General features: G+C 60.7%; 27 protein-coding genes and 1 pseudogene. 10 read left to right on the plus strand and 18 right to left on the minus strand.

Annotated features, from left to right (window positions below; translation table 11 throughout):
* Positions 1–5 precede the first annotated feature (5 nt).
* Entirely contained in the window at positions 6–641 is a 636-nt protein-coding gene (locus ABE528_RS16570) for an alpha/beta fold hydrolase (RefSeq protein WP_346653521.1), read from the minus strand.
* 135 nt (positions 642–776) lie between these two features.
* On the opposite strand from ABE528_RS16570, the gene ABE528_RS16575 reads away from it, so the two are divergent.
* Complete coding sequence (locus ABE528_RS16575; protein WP_346653522.1) at positions 777–1214, plus strand: DUF1043 family protein; 438 nt, start codon at positions 777–779, stop codon at positions 1212–1214.
* Between the two features lie 59 nt (positions 1215–1273).
* Here the strand turns inward: ABE528_RS16575 and ABE528_RS16580 are convergent, their stop codons facing one another.
* Positions 1274–2470, minus strand: coding sequence for a methionine gamma-lyase (locus tag ABE528_RS16580; RefSeq protein ID WP_152954812.1), 1197 nt, complete (start codon positions 2468–2470; stop codon positions 1274–1276).
* Between the two features lie 127 nt (positions 2471–2597).
* Between ABE528_RS16580 and ABE528_RS16585 the strand changes: the two genes are divergently transcribed.
* The 3 genes from ABE528_RS16585 (at position 2598) to ABE528_RS16595 (ending at position 4928) form a co-directional block, all read left to right on the plus strand.
* Complete coding sequence (locus ABE528_RS16585; protein ID WP_054884646.1) at positions 2598–3077, plus strand: Lrp/AsnC family transcriptional regulator; 480 nt, start codon at positions 2598–2600, stop codon at positions 3075–3077.
* Between the two features lie 1270 nt (positions 3078–4347).
* On the plus strand, positions 4348–4668 hold the full coding sequence (locus ABE528_RS16590) for an S-type pyocin (RefSeq protein WP_152954819.1): 321 nt from the start codon (positions 4348–4350) through the stop codon (positions 4666–4668).
* Positions 4665–4928: a bacteriocin immunity protein gene (locus ABE528_RS16595; RefSeq protein ID WP_346653523.1), complete on the plus strand. Its 264-nt coding sequence runs from the start codon at positions 4665–4667 to the stop codon at positions 4926–4928. The genes ABE528_RS16590 and ABE528_RS16595 overlap by 4 nt, the downstream gene beginning before the upstream one ends.
* A 164-nt stretch (positions 4929–5092) precedes the next feature.
* Here the strand turns inward: ABE528_RS16595 and ABE528_RS16600 are convergent, their stop codons facing one another.
* From ABE528_RS16600 to ABE528_RS16615, 4 genes are all read right to left on the minus strand, one after another.
* Positions 5093–5542, minus strand: coding sequence for a hypothetical protein (locus tag ABE528_RS16600; RefSeq protein WP_346653524.1), 450 nt, complete (start codon positions 5540–5542; stop codon positions 5093–5095).
* 254 nt (positions 5543–5796) lie between these two features.
* The gene (gene cysN / locus ABE528_RS16605; RefSeq protein ID WP_152954826.1) at positions 5797–7698 is read right to left on the minus strand and encodes a sulfate adenylyltransferase subunit CysN; all 1902 of its coding nucleotides are present in this window, start codon (positions 7696–7698) and stop codon (positions 5797–5799) included.
* Between the two features lie 15 nt (positions 7699–7713).
* Positions 7714–8631 (minus strand): sulfate adenylyltransferase subunit CysD, encoded by a 918-nt coding sequence (gene cysD, locus ABE528_RS16610; RefSeq protein WP_003251799.1) that lies wholly within the window; start codon positions 8629–8631, stop codon positions 7714–7716.
* A 218-nt stretch (positions 8632–8849) separates the two neighbouring features.
* The gene (locus ABE528_RS16615; protein ID WP_152954828.1) at positions 8850–9608 is read right to left on the minus strand and encodes a Nif3-like dinuclear metal center hexameric protein; all 759 of its coding nucleotides are present in this window, start codon (positions 9606–9608) and stop codon (positions 8850–8852) included.
* 168 nt (positions 9609–9776) lie between these two features.
* On the opposite strand from ABE528_RS16615, the gene algW reads away from it, so the two are divergent.
* Positions 9777–10937, plus strand: a complete 1161-nt coding sequence (gene algW / locus ABE528_RS16620; RefSeq protein ID WP_152954830.1) for a Do family serine endopeptidase AlgW — start codon at positions 9777–9779, stop codon at positions 10935–10937.
* 34 nt (positions 10938–10971) lie between these two features.
* Here the strand turns inward: algW and ABE528_RS16625 are convergent, their stop codons facing one another.
* From ABE528_RS16625 to ABE528_RS16640, 4 genes are all read right to left on the minus strand, one after another.
* Positions 10972–11736 (minus strand): amino acid ABC transporter ATP-binding protein, encoded by a 765-nt coding sequence (locus ABE528_RS16625; RefSeq protein WP_027918029.1) that lies wholly within the window; start codon positions 11734–11736, stop codon positions 10972–10974.
* Positions 11737–11746: 10 nt separating this feature from the next.
* A complete protein-coding gene (locus ABE528_RS16630) occupies positions 11747–12844 on the minus strand; it encodes an amino acid ABC transporter permease (RefSeq protein ID WP_346653525.1) in 1098 nt (365 codons plus the stop codon).
* A 10-nt stretch (positions 12845–12854) separates the two neighbouring features.
* Positions 12855–14033: an amino acid ABC transporter permease gene (locus ABE528_RS16635; protein ID WP_152954832.1), complete on the minus strand. Its 1179-nt coding sequence runs from the start codon at positions 14031–14033 to the stop codon at positions 12855–12857.
* A gap of 67 nt (positions 14034–14100) precedes the next feature.
* Positions 14101–15129, minus strand: a complete 1029-nt coding sequence (locus ABE528_RS16640; protein WP_346653526.1) for an amino acid ABC transporter substrate-binding protein — start codon at positions 15127–15129, stop codon at positions 14101–14103.
* 331 nt (positions 15130–15460) lie between these two features.
* On the opposite strand from ABE528_RS16640, the gene ABE528_RS16645 reads away from it, so the two are divergent.
* The 3 genes from ABE528_RS16645 (at position 15461) to ABE528_RS16655 (ending at position 18942) form a co-directional block, all read left to right on the plus strand.
* Entirely contained in the window at positions 15461–16117 is a 657-nt protein-coding gene (locus ABE528_RS16645; RefSeq protein WP_152954836.1) for an alpha/beta fold hydrolase, read from the plus strand.
* 101 nt (positions 16118–16218) lie between these two features.
* Positions 16219–17682, plus strand: coding sequence for an ATP-dependent RNA helicase RhlB (gene rhlB / locus ABE528_RS16650; RefSeq protein ID WP_346653527.1), 1464 nt, complete (start codon positions 16219–16221; stop codon positions 17680–17682).
* Between the two features lie 153 nt (positions 17683–17835).
* Complete coding sequence (locus ABE528_RS16655; RefSeq protein WP_346653528.1) at positions 17836–18942, plus strand: extracellular solute-binding protein; 1107 nt, start codon at positions 17836–17838, stop codon at positions 18940–18942.
* 25 nt (positions 18943–18967) lie between these two features.
* Here ABE528_RS16655 and moaE read toward each other — a convergent pair whose 3' ends face one another.
* From moaE to ABE528_RS16675, 4 genes are all read right to left on the minus strand, one after another.
* The gene (gene moaE / locus ABE528_RS16660) at positions 18968–19414 is read right to left on the minus strand and encodes a molybdopterin synthase catalytic subunit MoaE (protein ID WP_060508587.1); all 447 of its coding nucleotides are present in this window, start codon (positions 19412–19414) and stop codon (positions 18968–18970) included.
* A gap of 2 nt (positions 19415–19416) precedes the next feature.
* Positions 19417–19662: a molybdopterin converting factor subunit 1 gene (gene moaD / locus ABE528_RS16665; RefSeq protein ID WP_099815833.1), complete on the minus strand. Its 246-nt coding sequence runs from the start codon at positions 19660–19662 to the stop codon at positions 19417–19419.
* Entirely contained in the window at positions 19662–20132 is a 471-nt protein-coding gene (gene moaC, locus ABE528_RS16670; RefSeq protein ID WP_085675049.1) for a cyclic pyranopterin monophosphate synthase MoaC, read from the minus strand. Before moaC ends, moaD begins: the two co-directional genes overlap by 1 nt.
* 96 nt (positions 20133–20228) lie before the next feature.
* Positions 20229–21623 (minus strand): PhoH family protein, encoded by a 1395-nt coding sequence (locus tag ABE528_RS16675; protein WP_152954838.1) that lies wholly within the window; start codon positions 21621–21623, stop codon positions 20229–20231.
* A gap of 51 nt (positions 21624–21674) precedes the next feature.
* Between ABE528_RS16675 and ABE528_RS16680 the strand changes: the two genes are divergently transcribed.
* Entirely contained in the window at positions 21675–21917 is a 243-nt protein-coding gene (locus ABE528_RS16680) for a hypothetical protein (RefSeq protein WP_152954840.1), read from the plus strand.
* Here the strand turns inward: ABE528_RS16680 and ABE528_RS16685 are convergent.
* A complete protein-coding gene (locus tag ABE528_RS16685) occupies positions 21905–23032 on the minus strand; it encodes a polysaccharide deacetylase family protein (protein ID WP_346653529.1) in 1128 nt (375 codons plus the stop codon). The two genes, ABE528_RS16680 and ABE528_RS16685, sit on opposite strands and share 13 nt — an antisense overlap.
* Positions 23033–23168: 136 nt before the next feature.
* On the opposite strand from ABE528_RS16685, the gene yaaA reads away from it, so the two are divergent.
* Positions 23169–23948, plus strand: a complete 780-nt coding sequence (gene yaaA / locus ABE528_RS16690; protein ID WP_346653530.1) for a peroxide stress protein YaaA — start codon at positions 23169–23171, stop codon at positions 23946–23948.
* A 24-nt stretch (positions 23949–23972) separates the two neighbouring features.
* Here the strand turns inward: yaaA and ABE528_RS16695 are convergent, their stop codons facing one another.
* From ABE528_RS16695 to ABE528_RS16705, 3 genes and pseudogenes are all read right to left on the minus strand, one after another.
* Positions 23973–25163 carry an efflux RND transporter periplasmic adaptor subunit gene (locus ABE528_RS16695; protein WP_346653531.1) on the minus strand — a complete coding sequence of 397 codons (1191 nt, stop codon included), beginning with the start codon at positions 25161–25163 and terminating at the stop codon, positions 23973–23975.
* Positions 25164–25185: 22 nt separating this feature from the next.
* The gene (locus ABE528_RS16700; RefSeq protein WP_346653537.1) at positions 25186–26133 is read right to left on the minus strand and encodes a TolC family protein; all 948 of its coding nucleotides are present in this window, start codon (positions 26131–26133) and stop codon (positions 25186–25188) included.
* A 6-nt stretch (positions 26134–26139) separates the two neighbouring features.
* A pseudogene (locus ABE528_RS16705) lies at positions 26140–26716 on the minus strand (hypothetical protein); the annotation flags it as partial.

Raw genomic sequence — 26716 nt, forward strand, 5'->3', positions numbered from 1 at the left:
TTGGCTCAGTTCGAAAGGCGCGGCAGCAGCAGATCCTTCAGATCGGTCAGCTTGCCATGGAAGAAGTGTCCGCATTCTGCCACTTTCAGCAGCTCATGGGGGCGCCCCAGTGCGTCGGACCATTCGTAAACCAGCTGCGGATCGACGACTTCGTCGGCGTCCGGCTGCACCACAGCGATCGGGCAGTGTTGCGGCAGCGGGAACTCTGCGGTCAGGCGCATCACCGCCGGGGCGATCATGAACAGCTGCTGCAGCGCCACGCCCTGGGCTTCCAGGCGCCCGGCCAGGCTGGTGGCGACAAAGCCACCGAACGAGAAGCCCATCAGCACCAACGGCAGCTCGGGATGCTTGGCACGCAACCAGGCCGCTGCGGCCTCGGCATCGTCCACTTCGCCAGCGCCCATGTCATGGCTGCCGGCGCTCTGGCCAACGCCGCGGTAATTGAAGCGCAAGGTCACGTAGCCGGCATCGCGGGCGGTGCGCTGCAGGGTCGAGACCACCTTGTTGAGCATGGTGCCGCCCTGGACCGGGTTGGGGTGGCAGATCAACACCGCACCGCGGGCATCGGCCACGTCCAGGTACAAGGCTTCCAGCTGGCCGATCGGGCCATCGATGAACAAGGGGGTTTCGCGGACAAGCAAGGCACTACTCCGTGACCTCGAAGGGGGTCGTTTCGTCTAGGTGAGGAATTCTGTTCTGATTTGCGATCGCTCGCGGTATACAGCGCAGGTCTGAGCCGTTAACGTAAAGCAAAGCCGTTTATAGAGGAAGGACTCGTGGAACTCTCGCTCCTTGTTTGGTTGTTGCCAACCCTGGCCCTGGTCATCGGTGTGGCGGTCGGTTTCATCGTTGCCCGCCTGCTGCCCAATGCGGCGCCCAGCAGCACTCAGCGTCAGCTGGATGATATTCAGAAGCGCTTCGACACTTACCAGAATGAGGTGGTCACCCACTTCAACAGCACTGCCGTGCTGGTCAAACGGCTGACCCAGAGCTACCAGGATGTACAGGATCACCTGGCAGAGGGTGCCAACGCCCTGGCCCTCGACGACGTGACCCGCCAACGCCTGCTGGCTGCACTGCACTCGGAAGGCTCTCAGGTTCCACGCGATCGCCTGACCCCACCAAAAGACACCGCCGAAGTGCCACGTGATTACGCGCCCAAAACGCCGAACTCGCCGGGCATGCTGGACGAGAGCTACGGGCTCAAGCGCTGAACCGCTGAAAAGAACAAAGGCCTCGCATGAGGCCTTTTTCTTGAGTTTGATTCACTGATTTAGCTACAAGCCTTCAAAGCCTGCTCGACATCCGCCAGCAGATCCTCCACATCCTCCAGCCCCACCGACAACCGCACCAACCCCTCGGAAATGCCGTGATGCGCCCGCTCTTCGGGCGTGTAGCTGGAGTGGGTCATGCTCGCCGGATGCTGCGCCAGCGATTCGGCATCCCCCAGGCTCACCGCCCGGGCAAACAGTTGCAGCGCATTCATGAAGCGCCGCCCGGCCTCGATTCCGCCCTTGAGTTCGAAAGCGATCATGCCGCCCGGCAAGCGCATCTGCCGCTGCGCCAGTTCGTACTGGGCAAACGATGGTAGCCCCGGATACTGGATCAGCTCCACCTGTGGCTGGACCGCGAGAAACTCGGCAACCCGCTGGGCATTCGCGCAGTGGCGATCCATACGCAAAGCGAGTGTCTTGATGCCACGCATCAGCAGCGAGGCATCGTGCGGCGACAGCACAGCGCCCGTCATGTCCTTGAGGCCTTCAAGGCGAATGCGGTCCACCAGTGCCTTGCGTCCGATCACCAGCCCGGCCGTGATATCGCCGTGCCCACTGAGGTACTTGGTCGCCGAATGCACCACCAGGTCGGCCCCCTGCTCCAGCGGCCGCTGCAGGTAAGGCGTGCAATAGGTATTGTCGACCACGATATGCAGGTCATGCCCCCGCGCCGCCTCAGCAACTGCCGCGATATCGACCAGTTGCATGTTCGGGTTGGCCGGGGTTTCGAAGTAGATCATCCGGGTTTTAGCGTTGATCGCAGCCTTCAAGGCCTTTGCGTCATTGAGGTCGACATGGCGCACCTTCACTCCGAACTCGCCGATGCCATGGTGCATGTAGGCGAAAGTGCAGCCATACACCGTGCGCCCGACGATCAACTCGTCACCGGGGCGCAGCAGGGTCCAAAGCGTCGAGGTGATGGCCCCCATGCCCGACGCCAGCGCCAAGCCTGCCTCGCCCCCTTCCAGAGAAGCCATGCGCTGCTCCAGCAAGGCCAGGGTCGGGTTGGAGATACGGCTGTAGAAGTGCCCGCCCTCCTCACCGGCAAAGCACGCCGCGCCGTATTCGACGCTGGGGAAGGCATAGGTTGCGGTCTGGTAAACCGGTGGCACCAGGGCGCCGCCGTGGGAAAGCGGATCGTAGCCATGATGGATGGCGCGGGTGGAAAAACCGGTGTTGTTATGGGAGTCGCGCATGGCAACAGCCTCTGGTGGTTTGTTATAAGCTTATGCCACCGAGCTGCCTGAATTTTTCCAAAATTGCCCACGCATTCGCGCCTGTTTTGGAATGAAAACAACAATTACAACACCAGGAGGGCAAATCATGCCTTCAAGCCTCGACCGCACCGACCGCGCTCTGCTCGCTGCCCTGCAGGACAACGCCCGTCTGACCATTTCCGAACTTGCAGACCAGGTTGCGCTGACCACCTCGCCGTGCTGGCGGCGGGTCAAGTTGCTGGAAGATAACGGCTATATCACCGGCTACCAGGCCATCTTGTCGCCCAAGTCGCTGGGCTTTGGGGTGACGGCGTTTGTCAGCATCATGATGGATTCGCATACCAAGGACATGGCGTTGGCATTCGAGCAGCGACTGATGGAGATTCCCGAGATTGTTGCTTGTCACAACATCTCTGGGCGGTATGACTTTCTGTTGGAGATTCTGGCGAGGGATTTGGAATCGTTTGGGGAATTTACCCGGGAGGTGCTACAGCGGTTGCCGGGGGTGAAGGAGATTTATTCGAGTTTTTCCTATAAGGCGGTCAAGGAAAAACGAGTGATTCCGGTATCAGAAATACACATCTGAAAAGCCGCACCGTCTATAACGGTCTCCAAACCGCTAGCATCAGAGCAACGCGTGCAGTTTGGAGATCGACAAGCTCTAATGCACCGCTATGACTCATGGATAATCGTGAGGGATTTTAATAAACGGATCAGGAATGGGAGGGTAAACATGAGGGTATATTTTAGGATTTCGAGGCAGTCGTCCTGGCACATAACCTTGACGCGCCCATCGAACCTCCCCATTGCGGTCATCAAAAATTATAATATTTCCAGTATCGATAACCTTCAGGTAATTATTTGTCCAATACGATCTATCCAGCGTCTCCGTGCTCTGCGCGGACCATATCCTATCGCGTGACGGATCATATAAAAACCTGAGTTACTCACGACAAACTGAAGTGGCTCACGAGATCGATTACGGAACGTAGAGCTGTATGGCTGCGTATGGTCAGCGACCCAAACGACCGAACCAGCGTCTTCCAAAACCAGATTACCATCGTCCCTGAGACGAAGTACAAACCTTCCATTATCAGATTTTATGAAATGCCCCGCCCGCATGGCCTGGTTAGGAGGAAGCAATACCCCTCCAGACCCTTGAAACAGCTGATATTGTATTTGTTGATACTTGCTTTTTCCCATGACGAAAGTCTCCTTCAGGTAAGTGCCAGACACTACTCAACTAGTGGTACGCACTCATCATCCGCAAATGCAATCAGCATTCTCACCAAAAAGTATTCCCACCCCTGCCATGGGAAAAAATCCTACAACAACAATAGAATCCACCCACATATAGTCATCACATTTCGCATTGAGGAATTAGTCATAATCTCTCAGGCATGGCAAGCGCCCACTCGGCAGGCAAAATATACCTAACACACCAAACAACGCCCCAAATAACGTCACTACACATAAATTCGAGAACTGTATGAAAAATCTATTAGTAGTCGTTATTCTCATATTATCCGGATGCAAAGGCGAGATGCCCCTTTTGCTTCCTAACAGAGAAGAAATGAAATTCCAGTGTGACATGGACCCTTACAAACAGGGCTGCGAACGGATGATGGATTATCAAGAGCACCGTCGCTGGATCAAGAAACCAATGACCTAAAGCCATGGCATGCAGGCAACCCAAGATCCCATCGGCGGGGGCATACTACTGCAGCTGTTAAACCAGCAAGGAAAAAACCTACAAAAAACAGAAAAATCCTCACACTTTACATAGCACCTCGAATACTTAACTACCGCGCAACTTAAGCGATGCTACCAGCATCAATCAGGAGGGGAACGCTGAAATGGCATTACCATTACCCAACCACATCGCAAACAAGCTTGCTGAGCAAATCTTCAACAACTTCGACGATTTCTCCCAGGCTTTCTGGCTGGCAATCGCCGAAGACCCGATCTACTCCCAACAATTCGTTACCTCGCAACTCAACCGCATCAAGCAAGGATGGCCACCTCGCGCGCCTTTCGGTGAAACCGCAAAAGGCGTACGCGACTATCAGATCTGCCACATCGACCCACCTGCCTTTTGCGGTGCGACGTACGACGCCGAAAACATGCGGATCATGAGCGCCCTGCAGTACGCGCTGTCATCGGAGGTGAAGTGGTGATCAGTCAAAAACACTCCCTTGCCGACTACACCTGCGCCGAATTCAGGACAGTGGTTGAGGAATTGCTACAGGCATCTGGTACCTCCGCCTGGCAGGATCGCTTACTCGAACACTTTATCGAGATGGCCGGACATCCGGATGGCTCTGACCTCCTCTACTACCCTGCAAACGAACTGGAAGGCTGCGCCGTGGGGGTGATCGCACGGATCATTGCCTGGCGAAAATCAAAGGAACTTCCCCTGTTCAAGGATATGCAATGAACAAATTTGTATGGGTGTTGATGCTGCTTCTATCCGGTTGCGCCGATGGCAGGGTCTGAACGCTGAAGTGACACAGACCTGAACTTCAATCCCACCAAGGACAAGAAGGCTAGATACGTTAACGGCTATGCACAGCGAGAAAAGGGCCTTCCCCGAGGTCCTTACTATTGGCCCGGGATCAAAGCATTAACGTAATCACGCTTGATGATTTCCAAGGCGACTGCATCATCCAGCAGATCAAAGCGCGGCACCTCGTTGCTCGGCTCCCCTGGGTCTGAATAGTCCATCTTACCGACGAGATGCTGAAGCAGAAAATTCATGGCCTCGATATCCGTAGGGGTCACGTTAAGCGACTTGATCAACAAGGCAACTACTGCCTTAGGTTTGTTTTCCGCAAACTGAAACGAAGGGTAAAACTTCCTACAACCGTCGGCGTGAGTGTATGCGAGAAGCTTCCCTGCGCTGGCCTCCTTGATCAACTTTTGCTGTGTAATACCCAACAATTCGCAAGCTGCCTGTACATCCAGTAGCTGACAGCGACTGTCGATACGCTCGAACGCGCGCGCTTTCATTCTGGTTATTGCATCCTGATTACGCGTTGCAACCGAAGCCATCAGTCCTCCTCGGCAATTCGATATTCCGTAAACTCTGAGGCTATGGCTCTCCAGTTGCATGAGTCAATTTTTCAATGCGTCTATTTGTAAACACGGCCGTCACTCGTAGATACATGTCTTGGGCTCTGAGCTGGCGCTCGATCTCATAGGCGCTGAAAATGCTGCGGCGAACACCCCGCAGCCCACTCTCACTGCCCATTAAATCCACCAACAAAAAACCCCGCCGAAGCGGGGTTTTTCACAAGCACCAATGCTTAGATCGCGCCACGCTGGCGCAGCACATCCAGCACCTGCTTCACGCCTTCATCAACACTGGTGTTCTGGGTATCGATCACCAGGTCAGCATCCAGCGGCACATCGTACGGGAAGCTTTCGCCCGGGATGTTATCGCCCCCAGCGGCGTACAGCCCCTGCGGGTCACGCTCACGGCACGCCAACGGCGAGGCCTGAACGTAAACGGTCACCAGACGCTCCTTGCCGATCAGCGCCTTGGCCTGCTCGCGGCCTTCGGCATCCGGGGCAACGAACGCCGCCAGGGTCAGCAGGCCGGCTTCGTTGAACTGGCGAGCCACGTGGGCGGCGCGGCGCCAGTTCTCGGTGCGGCCGGCGCGGTCCTGTGGCAGGCCCTTGTTCAGGTCGTGGCGCAGGTTCTGACCATCGAGTACGTACACCGCACGGCCCATATCGAAGAGCTTGCGCTCCACAGCGTAGGCCAGGGTGCTCTTGCCAGCGCCGGACAGGCCGCTGAACAGCACGGTTGCAGGCTGCTGGCCGAAGCGCAGGGCGCGCTCTTCGGTGGCCACGTGAGCGAGCTTGCCATGCTGGCCGGTGCTGCCGTGCGGCAAGACGGGCGGCGCGATGATCATGCCGGCGCCAACGGTGCCGTTGGTCAGGCGGTCGATGACGATGAACGCACCCGTGGTGCGGTTGCTGTCGTAACCGTCCAGGGCGATCGAGGCGTCCAGGGCAACCTTGACCCGGCCGATCTCGTTCAGCTGCAGCGCGCTGGCAGCGCCCTGCTCCAGGGTGTTCACATCGACCTTGTGGGTGATGCTGGCAATCGAGCCCGGCACGTAGCTGGTAGCGCGCTTGATATCGTACTTCTTGCCCGGGAGCATCGGCTCCTCGGCCATCCACACCAGCATGGCGTCGAACTGGTCGGTGACTGGCGGCACGTTATCGGCGTGCACCAGCAGGTCGCCACGGGAGATGTCAATCTCGTCTTCCATGGTCAGGGTAACGGCCTGGCCTGGGCCAGCGTTTTCCAGTTCACCTTCGTAGGTGACGATGGACTTGACCCGGCTGCTCTTGCCCGACGGCAGCACGACCACTTCATCACCCTTGTGCACCACGCCGCTGGCGATGGTGCCGGCGAAGCCGCGGAAGTTCAGGTTCGGGCGGTTGACGTACTGCACCGGGAAACGCAGGTCGGTGAAGTTGCGGTCGGCCGACACTTCGACGGTCTCGAGGATTTCCATCAAGGTTGGGCCGGCGTACCACGGCGATTGCTCGCTGTGGTTGACCACGTTGTCGCCCTTGAGCGCCGACATCGGCACGAATTGCAGGCTGCTTGGCTTCAGGTTGATGGCGTCGGCGAACTTCAGGTAGTCGGCCTTGATCGACTCGAATACGCCTTCGTCGAAGCCTTTGAGGTCCATCTTGTTGACCGCGACCACGATGTGCTTGATGCCCAGCAACGAGGCGATGTAGCTGTGGCGACGGGTCTGGGTCTGCACGCCGTAGCGGGCATCGACCAGGATGATTGCCAGGTCGCAGGTGGACGCGCCGGTGGCCATGTTGCGGGTGTACTGCTCGTGGCCCGGGGTGTCGGCGATGATGAACTTGCGCTTGGCGGTGGAGAAGTAGCGGTAGGCGACATCGATGGTGATGCCCTGCTCGCGCTCGGCCTGCAGGCCGTCGACCAGCAGCGCCAGGTCGACTTCCTCGCCAGTGGTGCCGACTTTCTTCGAATCACGGGTGATGGCCTCGAGGTGGTCCTCGTAGATCATCTTCGAATCGTGCAGCAGGCGCCCGATCAGGGTGCTCTTGCCATCGTCGACGTTGCCGCAGGTCAGGAAGCGCAGCAGTTCCTTGCGCTCGTGCTGGGCCAGGTAGGCGAGGATGTCCTCGCTGATCAGATCAGATTGGTGCGACATGGAGTAACCCTGAAATTAGAAGTAGCCTTGGCGTTTCTTGTCTTCCATGGAACCGGCGCCATCGTGGTCGATGACACGGCCCTGGCGTTCGGACGTACGGGTCAGGAGCATTTCCTGAATGATGTCCGTCAGGGTCTCGGCTTCCGACTCGACAGCGCCCGTCAGCGGGTAGCAGCCGAGGGTACGGAAACGCACCTTCTTCTTGACGATGCGCGCCTTCTCTTCCTCGGAGAGGTGCTCGAGGATGCGTTCGTCGTCGATCATGATCAGGGTGCCGTTCTTCTCGATGACTTCACGCTCGGCGGCGAAGTACAGCGGCACGATCGGGATGCCTTCGAGGTAGATGTACTGCCAGATGTCCAGCTCGGTCCAGTTCGACAGTGGGAAGACGCGGATCGACTCGCCCTTGTTGACCTTGCCGTTGTACACGTTCCACAGCTCCGGGCGCTGGTTCTTCGGGTCCCAGCGGTGCTTGCTGTCACGGAAAGAGTACACACGTTCCTTGGCCCGCGACTTCTCTTCGTCGCGGCGCGCGCCACCGAAGGCGGCATCGAAACCATGCTTGTCCAGCGCCTGCTTGAGGCCCTGGGTCTTCATGATGTCGGTGTGCTTGGAGCTGCCATGGGTGAAGGGGTTGATGCCCTGCGCCACACCCTCAGGGTTGACGTGGGTGATCAGCTCCAGGCCCATTTCCTCGACCATCTTGTCGCGGAAGCTGTACATCTCCTGGAATTTCCACTGGGTGTCGACGTGCATCACCGGGAACGGCAGCTTGCCCGGGAAGAAGGCCTTGCGCGCCAGGTGCAGCATCACGGCGGAATCCTTGCCGATCGAGTACAGCATCACCGGGTTGTCGAACTCGGCGGCCACCTCGCGGATGATGTGGATGCTTTCCGCCTCCAGCTGTTTCAAGTGCGTCAGTTTGTCGACCATGGCTACTCACGAAAAAACACGAAAAACGATCTTATGGACGGCCAGCGGGCCGTGTTCGAGCGAGCCACTTTATCACAGCGGCTGCTTCTATTTAGGAGGCGGGCTAGATCGAAAAAGTCTAACGATATGACTGGGGGTTTGGGGCTGGCAGGCCCGGCCCTTTCGCGGGTAAACCCGCTCCCGCAGGGACCGCGCCGGCCTGAAGACTGGCCCGGATGTCAGATGGGATTCGGGCAGTCGATGAACAGGTGCTCCAGGGCAAACCGCCGCGCCAGGTAGTCACCCAAGGCCTGCACCCCGTACCGCTCGGTGGCATGGTGCCCTGCGGCAACGAAGCTCACCCCGTTCTCCCGGGCACTGTGATAGGTCTGCTCGGACGCCTCGCCAGTGAGGTACAGGTCCACCCCCGCAGCAATCGCGGTGTCGATGTAGCCCTGCCCGCCTCCGGTGCACCAGCCGACCCGGCGGATCATCTGATCGCCTTCCACCAGCAACGGCTCACGCCCGAGCACTTCCTGCACCCGACGGGCGAAGTCACGTGCGGTCACAGGCTCCGCCAGCGAACCGACCAGGCCGACCACCTTGGGGTTTTCCGGGTCCAGCGGCCCTTCGACGGTGATGTCCAGTTGCCGCGCCAGCTGCACGTTGTTGCCGACTTCCGGGTGCACGTCCAGCGGCAGATGAAACGCCAGCAGGCTGATGTCGTGCTTGAGCAAGGTCTTCAGCCGGCGCTGACGGATCCCGGTAACGCACGGGTTCTCACCTTTCCAGAAATAACCATGGTGCACCAGGATCAGGTCGGCCTCGGCCTCGACCGCGGCATCCAGCAAGGCCTGACTGGCGGTGACCCCGCTGACGATGCGGCTGACCTGTGGTCGACCCTCGACCTGCAGGCCATTGGGGCAGTAATCCTGGATCTTCGCGCTGCCCAGGTAGCGTTCGGCTTCCTCGACCAGGGTGTTGAGTGCGACGGCCATGAAAATCTCCTCGAAATCTGCGCTTTTCTCGGGCGCAACGCCTGCAGAACGCCCGTATAATGCCGGCCATTATGGGCCGTCGCCGGCATCGGGGGAACCGGTGTATGATCGCGCGCGCTCATGCCCCACTGCGCGGCCACCGGCCCTTGCTCTCTCCAGGACTCGTTCATGTTCAAGGCTTTGCGTTACTTTGGCTGGCCCCTGCTCACCGGTATTCTGATCGCCGTACTGATCATCCAGCGCTACCCCGAGTGGGTGGGTCTGCCCAGCCAGGACGTCAACCTGCAGCAAGCCCCGCAAACCTCGCGGATAATGCAGGGCCCGGTGTCCTACGCCGACGCCGTGACCCTCGCCGCCCCGGCCGTGGTCAACCTGTACACCACCAAGGTGGTGAACAAGACCGCCCACCCGTTGTTCGAAGACCCGCAATTCCGCCGCTTCTTCGGTGACAACCTGCCCAAGCAGCGCCGCTGGGAGTCGAGCCTTGGTTCGGCGGTGATCATGAGCCCCGAGGGCTACCTGCTGACCAACAACCACGTCACCAGCGGCGCCGACCAGATCGTCGTGGCCCTGAAAGACGGCCGCGAAACCTTGGCCCGGGTGATCGGCAGCGACCCGGAAACCGACCTGGCGGTGTTGAAGATCGACCTGAAGAACCTGCCAGCCATTACCATCGGCCGCTCCGACAACATCCACATCGGTGATGTGGTATTGGCCATCGGCAACCCGTTCGGCGTCGGCCAGACCGTGACCATGGGCATCATCAGCGCCACCGGCCGCAACCAGCTGGGCCTGAACAACTACGAAGACTTCATCCAGACCGACGCGGCGATCAACCCGGGCAACTCCGGTGGTGCGCTGGTCGACGCCAATGGCAACCTGGTCGGCATCAACACCGCGATCTTCTCCAAGTCCGGTGGCTCCCAGGGTATCGGCTTCGCCATCCCGATCAAGCTGGCGCTGGAGGTGATGAAGTCGATCGTCGAACACGGCCAGGTGATCCGCGGCTGGCTGGGCATTGAAGTGCAGCCGTTGAGCCAGGAGCTGGCTGAATCGTTCGGCATGCAGGGCCGCCCGGGCATCGTGGTGGCGGGCATCTTCCGTGATGGCCCGGCGCAGAAGGCCGGGTTGCAGCTGGGCGATGTGATCCTGAGCATCAACGGCGAACCGGCTGGCGACGGGCGCAAGTCGATGAACCAGGTGGCGCGGATCAAGCCGACCGACAAGATCACCATCGAGGTGATGCGCAATGGTCAGCAGCTCAAGCTGATTGCCGAGGTAGGGCTACGCCCGCCTCCAGCACCTGCAGCAACGCAGGAAGAGAAATAAGAAGAAGGGGCCGCATTTGCGGCCCCTTCTTGCATCAGTGCAGGATCTGGCTGAGGAACAACTTGGTCCGGTCACTGCGCGGGCGGTCGAAGAAGTCATCCGGCGCCGCCTGCTCGACGATCTCCCCCTTGTCCATGAAGATCACCCGGTTCGCCACGGTGCGGGCAAAGCCCATTTCGTGGGTCACGCAGAGCATGGTCATGCCGTCCTCGGCCAGGCCGACCATGGTGTCGAGCACTTCCTTGACCATTTCCGGGTCCAGCGCCGAGGTCGGTTCGTCGAACAGCATGATCTTCGGTTTCATGCACAGCGCCCGGGCAATCGCCACGCGCTGCTGCTGGCCACCGGAGAGCTGCCCAGGGAACTTGTGCGCCTGCTCTGGAATACGTACCCGCTCCAGGTAGTGCATGGCAATTTCCTCGGCCTTGCGCCGGGGCATCTTGCGCACCCACATCGGCGCCAGGGTGCAGTTTTCCAGAATGCTCAGGTGCGGGAACAGGTTGAAGTGCTGGAACACCATGCCCACCTCGCGGCGGATCGCTTCGATCTGCTTGAGGTCGTTGGTCAGCTCCACACCATCGACCACGATGCGGCCCTGCTGGTGCTCTTCCAGGCGGTTGAGGCAGCGGATGGTGGTCGACTTGCCCGAGCCGGACGGGCCACACAGGACGATGCGCTCGCCCTGGCGCACGTTCAGGTTGATGTCCTTGAGCACATGGAACTGGCCGTACCACTTGTTCACGCCCTGCATCTGGATGATGCCTTCGGGGCCGGCAGGCTGCTTGATCGCTTCACTCATTTCGAAACTCCTAACGCTTGTGGCCAGTGTCCAGCTTGCGCTCCAGGTGCATGGAGTAGCGGGACATACCGAAACAGAAAATCCAGAACACCAGGGCGGCAAACACATAGCCCTCGGTGGCCATGCCCAGCCAGGCCGGGTCAGCGGCGGCTTGCTTGACGCTGTTGAGCAGGTCGAACAGGCCGATGATGATCACCAGGCTGGTGTCCTTGAACAGCGCGATGAAGGTGTTGACGATGCCGGGGATCACCAGCTTGAGCGCCTGCGGCAGAATCACCAGGCCCATCGAGCGCCAGTAGCCCAGGCCCATGGCCGCAGCGGCTTCGTACTGGCCCTTGGGGATGGCCTGCATGCCACCGCGGACCACCTCGGCGACATACGCCGACTGGAACAGGATCACCCCGATCATCGCCCGCAGCAGCTTGTCGAAGCTCATGCCTTCTGGCAGGAACAACGGCAGCATCACCGACGACATGAACAACACGGTGATCAGCGGCACGCCACGCCAGAACTCGATGAAGGTCACGCAGACCACCTTCACCGCCGGCATCCGCGAGCGCCGCCCAAGGGCCAGCAGGATGCCCAGTGGCAAGGCGCCGACGATGCCCACGGTGGCGATCACAAGGGTCAGCATCAACCCGCCCCACTGGCTGGTGGCGACGTTGCTCAGGCCGAGCAGGCCACCGTGCAGCAAGGTGTAGGCGAGGACCGGGTACAACACCAGGAAGCCCAGGCCGTAGATCGCCTTGCGCGGGAAGCGTTTGATGAACAGCGGCGCCGCGCCGAGCACGGCCAGCCATACCGTCAGGTCCACGCGCCAGCGCAACTCGACCGGGTAGTAGCCATACATGAACTGGCCAAAGCGCTGCTGCACGAACACCCAGCAGGCGCCCGACTGGGTGCAGTCGGCGCGGGTGGTGCCGACCCAGTTGGCGTCGATCAACGCCCAATGCACCAACGGCGGCACGATCAGCCACACCAGGTACACGGCGAACAGGGTCAGCAGGGTGTTGAGCCAGCTGGAGAACAGGTTTGCACGCATCCATGCGAGCACGCCGACGGTTTTCACCGGAGGCGGCATGTCGGGTTTGAAAACATGAGCATTCACGGGCGTATCCTCACCGCTCGATCAGCGCGATGCGCTTGTTGTACCAGTTCATCAGCAGCGAAATGCTGATGCTGATGGCGAGATAGACACTCATGGTGATGGCAATCACCTCGATGGCCTGGCCGGTCTGGTTGAGCACGGTACCGGCGAACAGCGAAACCATCTCCGGGTAGCCGATACCGGCCGCCAGCGACGAGTTCTTCGCCAGGTTCAGGTATTGGCTGGTCAGCGGCGGAATGATCACCCGCAGTGCCTGGGGGATGATCACCTTGCGCAGGGTCGGGCCGTCGCGCAGGCCAAGCGAGTGGGCCGCTTCGGTCTGGCCATGGCTCACCGAGCGAATGCCCGAGCGCACGATCTCGGCAATGAATGCCGCCGTATAGATGGTCAACGCCAGGGTCAGCGCCAGCAGTTCGGGGATCAACACCCAGCCGCCGACGAAGTTGAAGCCCTTGAGCTGCGGCACCTCCCAATGCACCGGGCTGCCGAACAGCAGCGCGCAGGCGCCGGGAATGGCAATGAACAGCGCCAGCCCCACCCAGAACTTGTGGAACGGCTCGCCGGTCGCATCGAAGCGTTTGTTGGCATAACGCACCATCACCACGATCGCCACCAGCGCCAGCACCAGGGCCACCACGAACGGCCAGAAGCCATCGGCCATCGAGGCACCGGGCATGTTCAGGCCACGGTTGCTGATGAAGAACAGGTCATTGATGTTGATGCTGCCCCTGGGTCCCGGCAGGGTCAGGAACACCGCGAAGTACCAGAACAGGATCTGCAGCAGCGGCGGAATGTTGCGGAAGGTTTCCACATACACGGTCGCCAGCTTGCTGATCATCCAGTTTGGCGACAGCCGCGCCACGCCGATGACGAAACCGAGCACGGTCGCCAGGATCACGCCAATGAACGTCACCAGCAGGGTATTGAGCAGGCCGATGACGAACACACGCGCATAGCTGTCGGATTCCACGTAGGGAATCAGGTGCTGGGCGATGCCGAAGCCGGCGCTACGCTCGAGGAAGTCGAAACCCGAGGTGATACCGCGGTGTTGCAGGTTGGTCTGGGTGTTGTGGAACAGATACCAGCCCAGGCCAACCACGAAGGCGATCGTAAGAATCTGGAACAGCCAGGCGCGCACACGCGGGTCGTTCAGGGAAAGCCCCTTGGGTGCGCCAATTTGATTTTGCATGAAGTGCCCCGAAAAATAGGGATTCGAACAACCTGCGGCGGCGGGATGCCGCCGCAGGGTGCAGCCATCAGCGCACAGGTGGCGCGTACTGGATGCCGCCGTTGTTCCACAGGGCGTTCATGCCACGGTCGATCTTCAGGTCGGTGTTCTGGCCCAGGTTCTTCTCGAACACTTCGCCGTAGTTGCCGACTTGCTTGACGATCTGCACTACCCAGTCTTTGGGCAGCTTGAGGTCCTTGCCATATTCACCGTCAGCGCCCAGCAGGCGGGCGACGTCCGGGTTCTTGGTGGACTTGGCCTCGGCCTCGACGTTCTTCGAGGTGATGCCGGCCTCTTCAGCGTTGAGCATGGCGAACAGGGTCCACTTGACGATGCTGAACCAGTCTTCGTCGCCTTTACGCACCACCGGGCCGAGTGGCTCCTTGGAGATGGTTTCCGGCAGCACCACGTAGTCGGTCGGCGCGGCCAGCTTGGAGCGCTGGGCGAACAGCTGCGACTTGTCCGAGGTCAGCACGTCGCAACGGCCGGACTCCAGCGACTTGGCGCTTTCGTCGGAGGTGTCGAAGGTGATCGGGGTGTACTTCAGGCCATTGGCACGGAAGAAGTCCGAAACGTTCAGTTCGGTGGTGGTACCGGCCTGGATGCAGATGGTCGCGCCGTCGAGTTCCTTCGCGCTGGAAACGCCGAGCTTCTTGTTGACCAGGAAGCCAACGCCGTCATAGTAGGTGACGCCAGCGAACACCAGGCCCATGCCGGCATCGCGCGAGCTGGTCCAGGTGGTGTTGCGCGACAGCACGTCGACTTCGCCCGACTGCAGCGCGGTGAAGCGCTCCTTGGCGTTGAGCTGGCTGAACTTGACCTTGGTCGCGTCGCCGAACACGGCGGCGGCCACGGCGCGGCAGACATCGGCGTCGATGCCGACGATCTTGCCTTCCTTGTCAGGTACCGAGAAGCCAGGAAGACCGTCGCTCACGCCACACTGGACGAAGCCCTTCTTCTTTACCGCATCGAGGGTGGCGCCGGCCTGGGCGGTGCTCACGGCGCCCAGTGCAGCGGCAGCGGTCAGGACTGCCAGGGTGGTTTTCAACATCTTCATTCACAACCTCCAAATTGCTCTTGTTGTACGAGCCGGAATTGCACCGCACCCTTTTGAGGCGCATCCGACCCGTGTTGGCTTGTTCTTGGGTCAATTGGCGCAATGGGCTGTTCTGTGACAGCCTTCGCGTGCAAAGGGTGTTACCGTCACGGCCTGCCCTTTGCATCGAATGAAGAATTGCAAAGCGCGTACCAGATTTGTTGGCTGTAGCGTTTAAGCGATCGTCAAGTAGGGAAAGTTGTATCGTTGCGACATTCTTTTTCTGACAATCAATTGCAGCGCCTTCTTTTCACGCACGCCATAACAAGACCCGCACTCTTTCGGAGCAGTCATGACCAACCCGCTGATTCTCGAACCCCAGAAAACCGCTGACGCCTGTGTGATCTGGTTGCACGGTTTGGGTGCCGACCGTTACGACTTCCTACCTGTTGCCGAATTCATGCAGGAACGCCTGACCAGTACCCGTTTCGTGATGCCCCAGGCGCCGACCCGCCCAGTGACCATTAACGGCGGCTACGCCATGCCCAGCTGGTACGACATCAAGGCCATGACCCCGGCCCGCGCCATCGACGAAACACAGCTGGAAGCGTCAGCCGAGCAGATCATCGGCCTGATCAAGGCCGAACAGGCCAAGGGCATCAACCTGTCGCGGATCTTCCTCGCCGGTTTTTCCCAGGGCGGCGCGGTGGTGCTGCACACTGCCTATATAAAGTGGCAGGAAGCACTGGGCGGGGTGATCGCCCTGTCCACCTACGCCCCGACCTTCACTGACAGCCACCAGCTGAGCGCCTGCCAGCAACGCACCCCGGCCCTGTGCCTGCACGGCGTGCACGACCCGGTGGTGATTCCGTCCATGGGCCGTACCGCATTCGAATACCTCAACACCTGGGGTGTCGCCGCACGCTGGCACGAATACCCGATGGAGCACGAGGTGGTGGTCGAGGAACTGAGCGATATCCACGACTGGCTGAGCAAGCAATTGCAATAAGCCAACCCCACCTGTAGTTGTGGGAGTTTTCCGCTACGCCGCGCCCAGATCTTGCATTACACTGCCCGGCGTACATTCCTTAACCAGTTGATGAGACGATCGTGCTCAAGGCACTCAAGAAAATATTCGGCAAAGGAGACGCCGCGCCAACGGCCGTCGCTCCTGCTGCCAGCGTGACGCCAACGGCGCCCGCCCCCACTGCAGAGGCCCGGCCCGAACCGAAACCGGCCGCGCCCCGCGCCAAGCCCGCCGCCAAGGCAGAAGCACCCGCCGATGCCGCAGCGCCTGCCGACAAGCCGGCCAAGGACAAACCACGCCGCGAACGCAAGCCCAAGCCCCAGGCGAGCCTGTGGAAGCCGGAAGATTTCGTGGTCGAGCCGCAGGAAGGCAAGACCCGCTTCCACGACTTCAAGCTCTCCAACGAGCTGATGCACGCCATCCACGACCTCGGTTTCCCTTACTGCACGCCGATCCAGGCGCAGGTACTGGGTTACACCCTGGCTGGCCAGGACGCCATCGGCCGCGCCCAGACCGGTACCGGCAAGACGGCGGCGTTCCTGATTTCGATCATTTCCCAGCTGCAGCAGACGCCGCCGCCGAAAGAGCGCTACATGGGCGAGCCGCGCGCGCTGATCATCGCGCCAACCCGCGAGCTGGTGGTGCAGATCGCCAAGGACGCCGTCGCCCTGACCAAGTACACCGGCCTGAACGTGATGAGCTTCGTCGGTGGCATGGACTTCGACAAGCAGCTCAAGGCCCTGGAAGCCCGTCATTGCGACATCCTGGTGGCCACCCCAGGCCGTCTGCTGGACTTCAACCAGCGCGGCGAGGTACACCTGGACATGGTCGAGGTGATGGTGCTGGATGAAGCCGACCGCATGCTCGACATGGGTTTCATCCCCCAGGTCCGGCAGATCATCCGCCAGACCCCACCGAAAAGCGAACGCCAGACCCTGCTGTTCTCCGCCACCTTCACCGAAGACGTGATGAACCTGGCCAAGCAGTGGACCACCAACCCGGCGATCGTCGAGATCGAGCCGGAGAACGTCGCCAGCGAAACGGTCGAGCAACACGTGTACGCGGTGGCCGGCAGCGACAAGTACAAGTTGCTGTACAACCTGGTGACCCAGAACAAGTGGGAACGGGTGATGGTGTTTGCCAACCGCAAGGACGAGGTACGGCGTATCGAGGAAAAGCTCGTGCGCGACGGTATCAATGCCGCGCAGTTGTCCGGTGACGTGCCGCAGCACAAGCGGATTCGCACCCTGGAGAACTTCCGTGAAGGGCGCATCACCGTGCTGGTGGCCACCGATGTGGCCGGGCGCGGGATTCACATCGACGGCATCAGCCACGTGATCAACTTCACCCTGCCGGAAGACCCGGACGACTACGTGCACCGCATTGGCCGTACGGGCCGTGCGGGTAGCAGCGGTGTGTCGATCAGCTTTGCCGGTGAGGATGATTCGTACCAGCTACCAGCGATCGAGGAATTGCTGGGGCGCAAGATCAAGTGCGAGATGCCGCCGGATGAGCTGCTCAAGCCGGTGCCGCGCAAGCATCATTGAGTCAGTGCGGATTACCGGCGCAGTCTTTCTGTGCCGGTCCCCCATGCAGCCTTTCGCTGGCGCCGCCCCTTTCACAGGGAAAAGTTCACGCCTTATAGACCACCAGTGATTTGGTGATAGTCAGCGGCTCCTCATCAGCCTGCTGAAGCCGCCATGAAGCAACATCGTCTCGCCCTGTTCTCACGCGTTCTGGCGGTGGTCGCTGCCCTGACTTGCGCCCAGACCAATGCTGCATCAGACACAGTTCGTTTTTACAACTGGTACCAGTTGATCGACCCACAAACCCTGCGAACATTCGAACGGCAGACAGGAACACGGACGATCCTCGATACATTCGCCAGCATCGAGATCATGCTTGCCAAAGTCATGACGGGCAGCAGCGGCTATGACCTCACGATGACCACTGACCATGCATTGCCATCTTTGATCAGCGCAGGCGCCTTGCAAAAGCTCGACACCAGCAAGCTAAAGAACTGGCAGCACCTGGATCCAGATGTGCTGGATAAACTGCAGGCCAATGACCCTGGCAACCAGTATGCCGTTCCCTATCTGATTGGCACCACCGGCATCGGATACAACGCAGAGTTGGTGGCTCGGGTGCTCGGAGATGAAGCACCAGTCGACTCCTGGGACCTGATATTCAAGGAAGAAAACATAGCGAAACTGAGCGAGTGTGGCGTAGCCATGCTCGACTCCGCAGGGGAAATCATGCCGATTGCCTTGCATTATCTGGGTTTGCCGGATAACAGCGAAATACCGGAGCATTACGCGCAAGCTCAGGCGCTGCTGATGAAGATCCGCCCGCATGTACGTTACTTCGATTCGAGCAAGTTCGTAACAGACCTGATCAATGGTGAGTTATGCGCCGTGATCACCTGGAGCGGGGGCATTCATGATGCCAGGCGGATCCTTGAGGAGAACGGTATCAAGCGCGATCTACGCTATCTCATTCCCAAGGAAGGCGCGCCTATCTGGACGGAAAACCTGGTAATGCTCAAGGATGCGACCAACCCGCGAGCCAGCCTGGCATTGATCGATCATTTGATAGGTGCCGATGTCGCCACCATCAACTCGACTTATCTCGGATACCCGAACGCCAATACAACCTCAAGAGCATTACTGGAGCCGACCGTCCAAGCCAACCGCCTGGACCAGCCATCGCCCGGGGTCATGAACAGGCTATTTCCATTGAAAGCACTGCCACATGCTGCCGAACGTATCCGTACCCGAGCATGGAGCAGGATAAAAACAGGCAGTTGAACCAGCCGGCTCAAGGCTGCGTCAACTACCAGCGCCCCGCCGCATCCTGGTCACTCTGCTTGCCTTCCACCCACCTCGGCCCGTCCTGGGTATTTTCCTTCTTCCAGAACGGAGCCCGGGTCTTCAGGTAGTCCATGATGAAGTTGCAGGCATCGAACGCCGCCTGCCGATGGGCACTGGCGACGCCAACAAAGACGATCGGCTCACCCGGCTCCAGCGCACCGATGCGGTGCAGCACCTCCACCTTGAGCAACGGCCAGCGCTGCTCGGCCTCGACCACGATCTTGGCCAGGGCCTTCTCGGTCATGCCCGGGTAATGCTCGAGGAACATCCCCGCCACTTCCCGGCCATCGTTGAAATCGCGCACATAGCCGACAAAACCGACCACGGCACCGACGCCGACATTGGCCGCATGCATGGCATTGACCTCGGCCCCCGGGTCGAACGCCCCGTGTTGCACTCGCACTGCCATGTTCAGCCTCCGGTCACCGGCGGGAAGAACGCCACTTCATCGCCTTCTTCCAGTGGCTCGTCGAGCTTGCACAGCTCCTCGTTGCGCGCACTCATGAGGTTCTGTTCGGCCAGCACCGCGTACTGACCGCCCTTGGCCACCAAGGCCTGGCGCACATCGTCGACCACCTTGAACTCACCTTCCAGGCGCTCGGCATCGACGCCCAGCAGTTCGCGGTAACGGGCGAAATACATCACCTTGACCTTCATCACGCCTCCACCTTGTAGTGGCCGCTCTTGCCACCGACCTTTTCCAGCAGACGCACCTGCTCGATGACCATGCCTTTGTCCACCGCCTTGCACATGTCGTAGATCGTCAGCGCAGCGACGCTGGCGGCGGTCAGCGCTTCCATCTCGACGCCAGTCTGCCCGGCCAGCTTGCAGCGCGCGACGATGCGCACCGCGTCCTGGCCTTCGGCGCTCAGTTCGACCTTGACGCTGGTCAGCATCAGCGGATGGCACAGCGGGATCAGGTCACTGGTCTTCTTTGCCGCCTGAATGCCAGCAATGCGCGCCACGGCGAACACATCGCCCTTGGGATGCTCACCGTCAACGATCATCTGCAAAGTCTGCGGCAACATGCGCACCCGCGCCTCGGCCACGGCCTCGCGCTCGGTCACGGCCTTTTCAGTGACGTCGACCATGTTGGCGCGCCCCTGGGAATCAAGATGAGTCAGCACTGCTCTGCTCCTGTGAAGGGAACAGAGAGTGTAAACCCGTGGGTCAGGATTGCGCAGCGGAAAAAAGCCGGGCGGCGAGCCACCCGGCTGTGTGGGTTACAGGTGAGACTCGGCGTACTCGGCCAGCACCGAACGTGGTACACCCTGCAGGGTGATGTGCACGCCATGGGGGAAGTCCTTGAAGCGCTCGGTCAGGTAGGTCAGGCCCGAGCTGGTCGCGGACAGGTAGGGCGTGTCGATCTGCGCCAGGTTGCCCAGGCACACCACTTTGGAGCCGGAGCCAGCGCGGGTGATGATGGTTTTCATCTGGTGCGGCGTGAGGTTCTGGCACTCGTCGATCAGAATCAGGCTCTGCTGGAAGCTGCGCCCACGGATGTAGTTCAGCGACTTGAACTGCAGCGGCACGCGTTCGAGGATGTACTCGACGCTGCCATGGGTGCTTTCATCGTCCATGTGCAAGGCTTCGAGGTTGTCGGTAATGGCGCCCAGCCAAGGCTCCATCTTCTCCGCCTCGGTGCCCGGCAGGAAGCCGATCTCCTGGTCCAGCCCCTGCACGCTGCGGGTGGCGATGATGCGCCGGTAGCGCTTGCTGACCATGGTCTGCTCGATGGCCGCGGCCAAGGCCAGGATGGTCTTGCCGGAGCCGGCAGCGCCGGTCAGGTTGACCAGGTGGATATCCGGGTCGAGCAAGGCGAACAGCGCCAGGCTCTGATGAATGTCGCGTGGTTTCAGGCCCCAGGCTTCCTGGTGCAGCAAGGGCTCCTGGTGCAGGTCGAGCAATAGCAGTTCATCGTTGCGAATGCCTTTTACCCAACCGACAAAACCTTGCTCGTCAATGATGAACTCGTTGATATGCACGGCCGGCAGGTTGTCGATCATCTGCACTCGATGCCAGGTGCGGCCACGCTCCTGGCGGGTATCGACCTTGCTGACGCGGTCCCAGAACGAGCCGGTGACCGAGTGATAGCCCTTGGACAGCAAGGAGACGTCGTCGACCAGCTGGTCGGTGCTGTAGTCTTCGGCCGCGATCCCACAGGCACGCGCCTTCAGGCGCATGTTGATGTCTTTGGTGACCAGCACCACGTCCAGGTCGGTGCGCCGGCTACGGACTTCGAACAGGGTGTTGATGATGATGTTGTCGTTGAGGTTTTCCGGCAGCAGTTTGCTGGGCTCGTTGCGCGGGCTCATCAGGATCGACAGGTACCCCTTGGGCCCGCTCTTGCCACGCTGGATCGGCACGCCCTGCTCGACATCGCTGGGCGAAGCGTCACCGAGGGTCTGGTCGATCAGGCGGATGGCCTGGCGACATTCGGCGGCGATGGTCTGTTTACCGGTCTTGAGCTTGTCGAGTTCCTCCAGCACCGTCATCGGAATGGCGACGTGATGCTCCTCGAAGTTGAGTAATGCGTTAGGGTCGTGAATCAGGACGTTGGTATCGAGCACATAGAGGATTGGCTTGCTGGAGGAAGGGTTGCGTCCTTGGTCATCCATACTCGGTCACCTTATGTCGAAGCCACACGGCACGCTCTGTGGTGCCGCAGAGTGACCGCCGTTCTCCCCGTATCCGCGTTGCTACGGGCGGGAAGCGTACCTGGCAAGGTGGGCCTGGATGACGCCACCTGTGCTGCAGGAATCGGCTGTCTGGTTTCTTCATACCGCAAAAACGATGACCAAAAAAAGCATTTTTACGAGATTTTGAAGTTTATTTTTCCGATTGACGAAGAGCGCTTGGCGGCAACGCCAGACGAGACTACAGTCAAAAGTCATACCCTCTATTCGCGATAAGCGTAATCGCGGCAGTCCTCCCAGCCGATCCCGCTTTGCACCGTGTTGTGAAGCAACCACTCGACCGCCGACTGCGCCTTGGGCAGGCTGTCATGGAACTGGATCACCCCCTTGCGCCATAACAGCATCAAGGTCACCACCCGCTGGGCCGACGCTTCGGCAGTCAGTGGGCCATCATCCTGAGCGTCGATATCCCACAGCGAAACCCGCAGCTGCTGGCTGGCCATGAACGCTTCGCCGTCCGCCCGGCGCTGCCCATAGGGCGGACGGAACAGCGGTACATATTGATTGGGCAGGTCAGCCTGGACCCGCGCCTGGGCGCGCTTGATCGAGTCCTGCCAGCCCTGCCACTGGGCATGGGAGCGATATTCCCAGCCCTGGATACCCACGCATTGGCCGGCGTAGAGCTGGGCCAGGGCATTGGCCGCGCCGCTGTCGCGCCGCTGCTCAAGGCGATTGCCCAAGACAAAGAAGGTGCCCTGCAGCTTCTGCTTGCGCAGGTACCGGGTGAGTTCATCGGTGCTACCCCCCTCGGGCCCCGGGCCACCGACGAAGCTCAGCAGGAACATGCGGTCGTTCAGTTCATCGCCATTGCGCTCGCGGCTGGACAGGCGCTCGACCTCACTGCTGGTCTGCGGCAGCAACGCCGCCTTGCGCAGTTGCTCATCCAGATAACGCACATGGAACTGATGACTAGGCTCGACCCAACCGGTATAGAACGTGCCGACATCGGTAGCGAAAGTCGCCGCTCTAGTGCGCAAGTCGGCCATAGACTCAAGCAGATAGCAGAACGAGGCATCCTGCTCGCAACTGCGCTGAGCCTGCTGGTAACCCTGCCACAAACGCTGCCACATCTGCGCGCGCACAGCGCGAATCTTCTGCAGGTTGATCTGCCGCAACCCCAAACGCGCAGCCAGTGCACCATCGTCGAGCAGCTCGCTTTCATGCAGCACCTGGGCAAACGACAGAATCTCGGCCCGCGAGGCGACGTCGAACAGCACCGGGCTGTCCAGCTGCTCGGGCCACTGGCTGCGGTCCAGGCTGGCCGGGGGCATGGGGGCGGCCTGGGCGGCAAGGCTCAACAAGGTGGCCAGCAAGGCCCCGGCAATGCGCACGATCGCTCTCTCCGTGACGGCAAAACGCGCACTATAGCGCCTGCCTGGCCGATGGTCTGTGACTATCGTCGCCATAGTTTGGACTTGTTCCCCCCACCCCGTAGAATTGCCGCCAACGATTCCAGGAGCCGAACCGATGCTGACGGTGATTTCCCCCGCCAAGACCCTCGACTACGACACCCCGCCGGTGACCGAGCGCTTCACCTTGCCGCAATACCTGGACGATTCCCAGGAACTGATCCTCCAGCTGCGCGACCTGTCGCCAGCGCAGATCAGCGAACTGATGCACCTGTCCGACAAGCTTGCCGGCCTTAATGCCGCGCGTTTCGGCAGCTGGACGCCGGACTTCACCCCGGCCAACGCCAAGCAGGCGCTGCTGGCGTTCAAAGGCGACGTATACACCGGCCTGGATGCAGAAACCCTCAGCGAGGACGACTTCAGCTATGCCCAGGAGCACCTGCGCATGCTCTCCGGCCTGTACGGCCTGCTGCGCCCGCTGGACCTGATGCAGCCCTACCGCCTGGAAATGGGCACCAAGCTGGCCAATGCCCGTGGCAAGGACCTGTATGCCTTCTGGGGCACGCGCATCAGCGAATGGCTGAACCAGGCGCTGGCCGAGCAAGGCGACGACCTGCTGCTCAACCTGGCCAGCAACGAATACTTCAGCGCGGTGAAGCGCAACGCGCTCAAGGGCCGGGTGATCAACGTCGACTTCAAGGACTTGAAGAACGGCCAGTACAAGATCATCAGCTTCTACGCCAAGAAGGCCCGCGGCATGATGAGCCGCTTCGTGATCCAGGAACGGGTCAACGATCCGCAGCAGCTCAAGCAGTTCGACGTGCAGGGCTACTACTACAGTGCCGAACAGTCCAAGCCGGATCACCTGGTGTTCCTGCGCGATCACCCGGCCGAGTGAAGCCGCCGCTGGCTACCCTGATGCTCAGGGTAGCAGCACCAGGCCCGCCCCCAGCCCGTCGACCTCGACCCCTTGCGACAGCACTGCGCCAGGCGTCACATGAACCCTGCGCGGCGGTTGCCCGTCCTGCTCGCGATAAACCACATAGGTCTCGCCTGCCTCATCCTCGCGCGGCGCCTCGACGGGTAGCACCATGGCCTGCTCCTGACGCCGCACCACTACGGTCAGCTCTGCACTCATGCCGAGGCGCAACCCGAGTTGCGCAGGCGCTGCGGGCAGATTCAGGCGCACCCGTACGTCATACCAGGCAACCGGCCCTGTGTCGTCACGGGCCTGCAGACCGATGTGTTCGATCACGCCTGCAAAGTGCTGGCCTGCAATGACGGCTTCGACCGCCTGGCCTTCGCCAACCAGGCGCAAGTCGTGCTCTTGTACTCTGGTCGCCACCTGCAAGTGTTCGAGGTCGAGCAGCGTGATCATCGGCATCCCCTGAATCATCGCTTGACCAGCTTGCACCTGCCGGGCGGCGCTACCCTCGCTGTGTCGCACGCCCGCCAGTACACCGGTGAAGGGCGCCTTGATCTCCTTGCGCTGTCGGGTCAACGTCAATGCCTGCCAGCGCGCTTGCGCGTTGGCCTGTGCCATCTCGACGATCAACAGCGCGTCCTCTCGACCTTGTGCGCGCGTCAGCAATAATTCCTGCTCGGCGTCTTTCAAGGCTTGGCGCTGCGCCTGCAGCAACTGCTCAAGGCTTTCGACTTCGATGCGGGCGACGATACCCCGCTCGAACAGGCGCCGGGTTTCAGCCAGGCTCGCCGTGCTGACCGCCACCGCCGTACGAGCGGCCCCCAGTGCACGCTGGCTTCTCGCCACTTCGGGCCCGCTTTGCCAGCCACGTAACTGACGCAGTTGCTCCGCCGTTCTGAGGCGTTCGGCCTCGGCCTCACGCAGTTGAATATCCAGCTGGGTCGTGTCTAGCCTGAACAACGATTGTCCCTTCTCCACACGCTGCCCTTCCCGTGCCAGCACTGCCGCCACGACACCGTCGAAGGGTGCGCTCACGGTTTCCCGGCGCGCCGCTTGTAGCCTGCCCACAAGCCCCAGACGCTGCTCGATCAACTGCGGCTCGACACACACCCAACGCGGTGCGGCTGGCCGCTCGCTCTCGGGCCAGGCCTGCCAGAACAGAACGGCCAACAGGGCTGACAACCCCAAGACTGCCAAACACCATGCCCACCTAGTCATGGAGCGCCACATCCCAACGCTCCAGCGTCGTGCCTAGCACCTGATCCAGCACTACCTGAGCATCCAGGTAGTCGATTGTGGTATCGAGTTGCGTACTCTGTGCCTGGCGCAGATCGCTTTCGAAACTCAGCACTTGGAAGTTGCTGGAACGCCCGGCTGCAAGTTTCTCCTGCTCGATCTCAAGCTTGCGCCGTGAAAGCTCAAGCGCGCGATCGGCGATCCCCAGCTGCCGCCAGCCTGCCTCCAGGTCACGAACCGCACTGCTGACATCCCGCTGCAACTGCTGGTGGGATTCGGCCAGGCTCAGCCGCTGGATTTGCACCGCTACTTCAGCCTGCACCAAGGATTGGCGGCGACTCAGATCGCCAATCGGGATAACCAGTTCCAACCCCAGGTACTGCTCCCAGGCAACCCTGTCTGCTGGCCGCTCGCGCGACTGGCTGGCTCCGCCGACCAAGGACAAGTCCCACCACTGCGCATCACGCGCCACCTGAAGGGCAATGGTGGCCTGTTCTCCGGCAACCTGCTGCATCAGATAAGCCGGTTGTAACATTTCGGCCCGCGCCATTGCTTGCTCGATGCTTAACGGCTGCTGCTCCGCGCGCACACGCTCCACGGCTCGAAGCGGCGTCGCCAAGTCCACCGCCAACACCTGTGCCAACGCCAGGCGGCTCTGGTATAGCCGGTTGCGACTCCCCTCACGGGCCAACTCCTGGCTGGCGACCTCGGCTTCGGCCTGGACAACCTCGAACGCCGGCATGCGCCCGGCGGCGATCAGTGCCAGGTTCACTTGCACCCAGCGTCGCGCACGCGCCAGGGCATCTTCAGTAATGCGCAGGCGCTCCTGGGCGCGCAGCAGGTCACGGTACTGGGTGACGGTCCGGGTAATGACCTGGGCTACTTCGTCCCTGAGCGCCAACCGGTTGAGCTGTTCGGCCAGCTGCGCCTAGCGCAGCGGCGCACTGGTGATATCGCGTCCAGCACCGCGCAGCAGGGGCTGGATGATCATCAGGTTGGCCCCATCGCGGTACTGGCGCCCCGCCCTGCCTGTACGGGCATGGTCGTAAGTCCAGTCGAGACCAATGCGAGTACCGTAGGGGGTAAGCAAGCTGGCAGAGGGGGTAAGCTGGGCCTGACGCATGCGATCGGCGTGAGTACGATTGCCTAGATAGCGCGCTTTCAACGAAAGCTGTGGAGCGAACTGGTCACGGGCCACGCGCAAGTCGAACTTCTGTGTCACACGCTCCAGATAGGCGCTGCGGATGGCGCGGTTATCGCGCAGGGCAAGGCCGATGGCATCGGCCAGTTCCAAGTCGACCGTTTCGCCCTGCAAGGCAGACAAGGCGCTTACCGAGCGCGTCTGTGGCTGGCTCGACTGAAACGACTGCGAGTAATTGTCGGCCACGGCCAGTGAGGGTGTCAGAAATTTTGTGTTCGGGCATAACATGAGTAAGAGGTGCATGTATGCCAACCAAAAAGAAACCCTTGCGTGACCTGCCCAAAATCCCCAAAGAGCTGCTGGA

Origin of the sequence: Pseudomonas sp. TWI628, from assembly GCF_039673865.1 — a bacterium.
Taxonomy (GTDB): Bacteria; Pseudomonadota; Gammaproteobacteria; order Pseudomonadales; family Pseudomonadaceae; genus Aquipseudomonas.

What these genes read in the sequence shown, in the direction of transcription:
- ABE528_RS16580 (WP_152954812.1), bottom strand. Translation starts at nt 2,470, where the DNA reads ATGCGCGACTCCCATAACAACACCGGTTTTTCCACCCGCGCCATCCAT.
- ABE528_RS16585 (WP_054884646.1), top strand. Translation starts at nt 2,598, where the DNA reads ATGCCTTCAAGCCTCGACCGCACCGACCGCGCTCTGCTCGCTGCCCTG.
- ABE528_RS16590 (WP_152954819.1), top strand. Translation starts at nt 4,348, where the DNA reads ATGGCATTACCATTACCCAACCACATCGCAAACAAGCTTGCTGAGCAA.
- ABE528_RS16600 (WP_346653524.1), bottom strand. Translation starts at nt 5,542, where the DNA reads ATGGCTTCGGTTGCAACGCGTAATCAGGATGCAATAACCAGAATGAAA.
- cysN (WP_152954826.1), bottom strand. Translation starts at nt 7,698, where the DNA reads ATGTCGCACCAATCTGATCTGATCAGCGAGGACATCCTCGCCTACCTG.
- cysD (WP_003251799.1), bottom strand. Translation starts at nt 8,631, where the DNA reads ATGGTCGACAAACTGACGCACTTGAAACAGCTGGAGGCGGAAAGCATC.
- ABE528_RS16615 (WP_152954828.1), bottom strand. Translation starts at nt 9,608, where the DNA reads ATGGCCGTCGCACTCAACACCCTGGTCGAGGAAGCCGAACGCTACCTG.
- algW (WP_152954830.1), top strand. Translation starts at nt 9,777, where the DNA reads ATGTTCAAGGCTTTGCGTTACTTTGGCTGGCCCCTGCTCACCGGTATT.
- ABE528_RS16625 (WP_027918029.1), bottom strand. Translation starts at nt 11,736, where the DNA reads ATGAGTGAAGCGATCAAGCAGCCTGCCGGCCCCGAAGGCATCATCCAG.
- ABE528_RS16635 (WP_152954832.1), bottom strand. Translation starts at nt 14,033, where the DNA reads ATGCAAAATCAAATTGGCGCACCCAAGGGGCTTTCCCTGAACGACCCG.
- ABE528_RS16640 (WP_346653526.1), bottom strand. Translation starts at nt 15,129, where the DNA reads ATGAAGATGTTGAAAACCACCCTGGCAGTCCTGACCGCTGCCGCTGCA.
- ABE528_RS16645 (WP_152954836.1), top strand. Translation starts at nt 15,461, where the DNA reads ATGACCAACCCGCTGATTCTCGAACCCCAGAAAACCGCTGACGCCTGT.
- ABE528_RS16655 (WP_346653528.1), top strand. Translation starts at nt 17,836, where the DNA reads ATGAAGCAACATCGTCTCGCCCTGTTCTCACGCGTTCTGGCGGTGGTC.
- moaE (WP_060508587.1), bottom strand. Translation starts at nt 19,414, where the DNA reads ATGGCAGTGCGAGTGCAACACGGGGCGTTCGACCCGGGGGCCGAGGTC.
- moaD (WP_099815833.1), bottom strand. Translation starts at nt 19,662, where the DNA reads ATGAAGGTCAAGGTGATGTATTTCGCCCGTTACCGCGAACTGCTGGGC.
- ABE528_RS16675 (WP_152954838.1), bottom strand. Translation starts at nt 21,623, where the DNA reads ATGGATGACCAAGGACGCAACCCTTCCTCCAGCAAGCCAATCCTCTAT.
- yaaA (WP_346653530.1), top strand. Translation starts at nt 23,169, where the DNA reads ATGCTGACGGTGATTTCCCCCGCCAAGACCCTCGACTACGACACCCCG.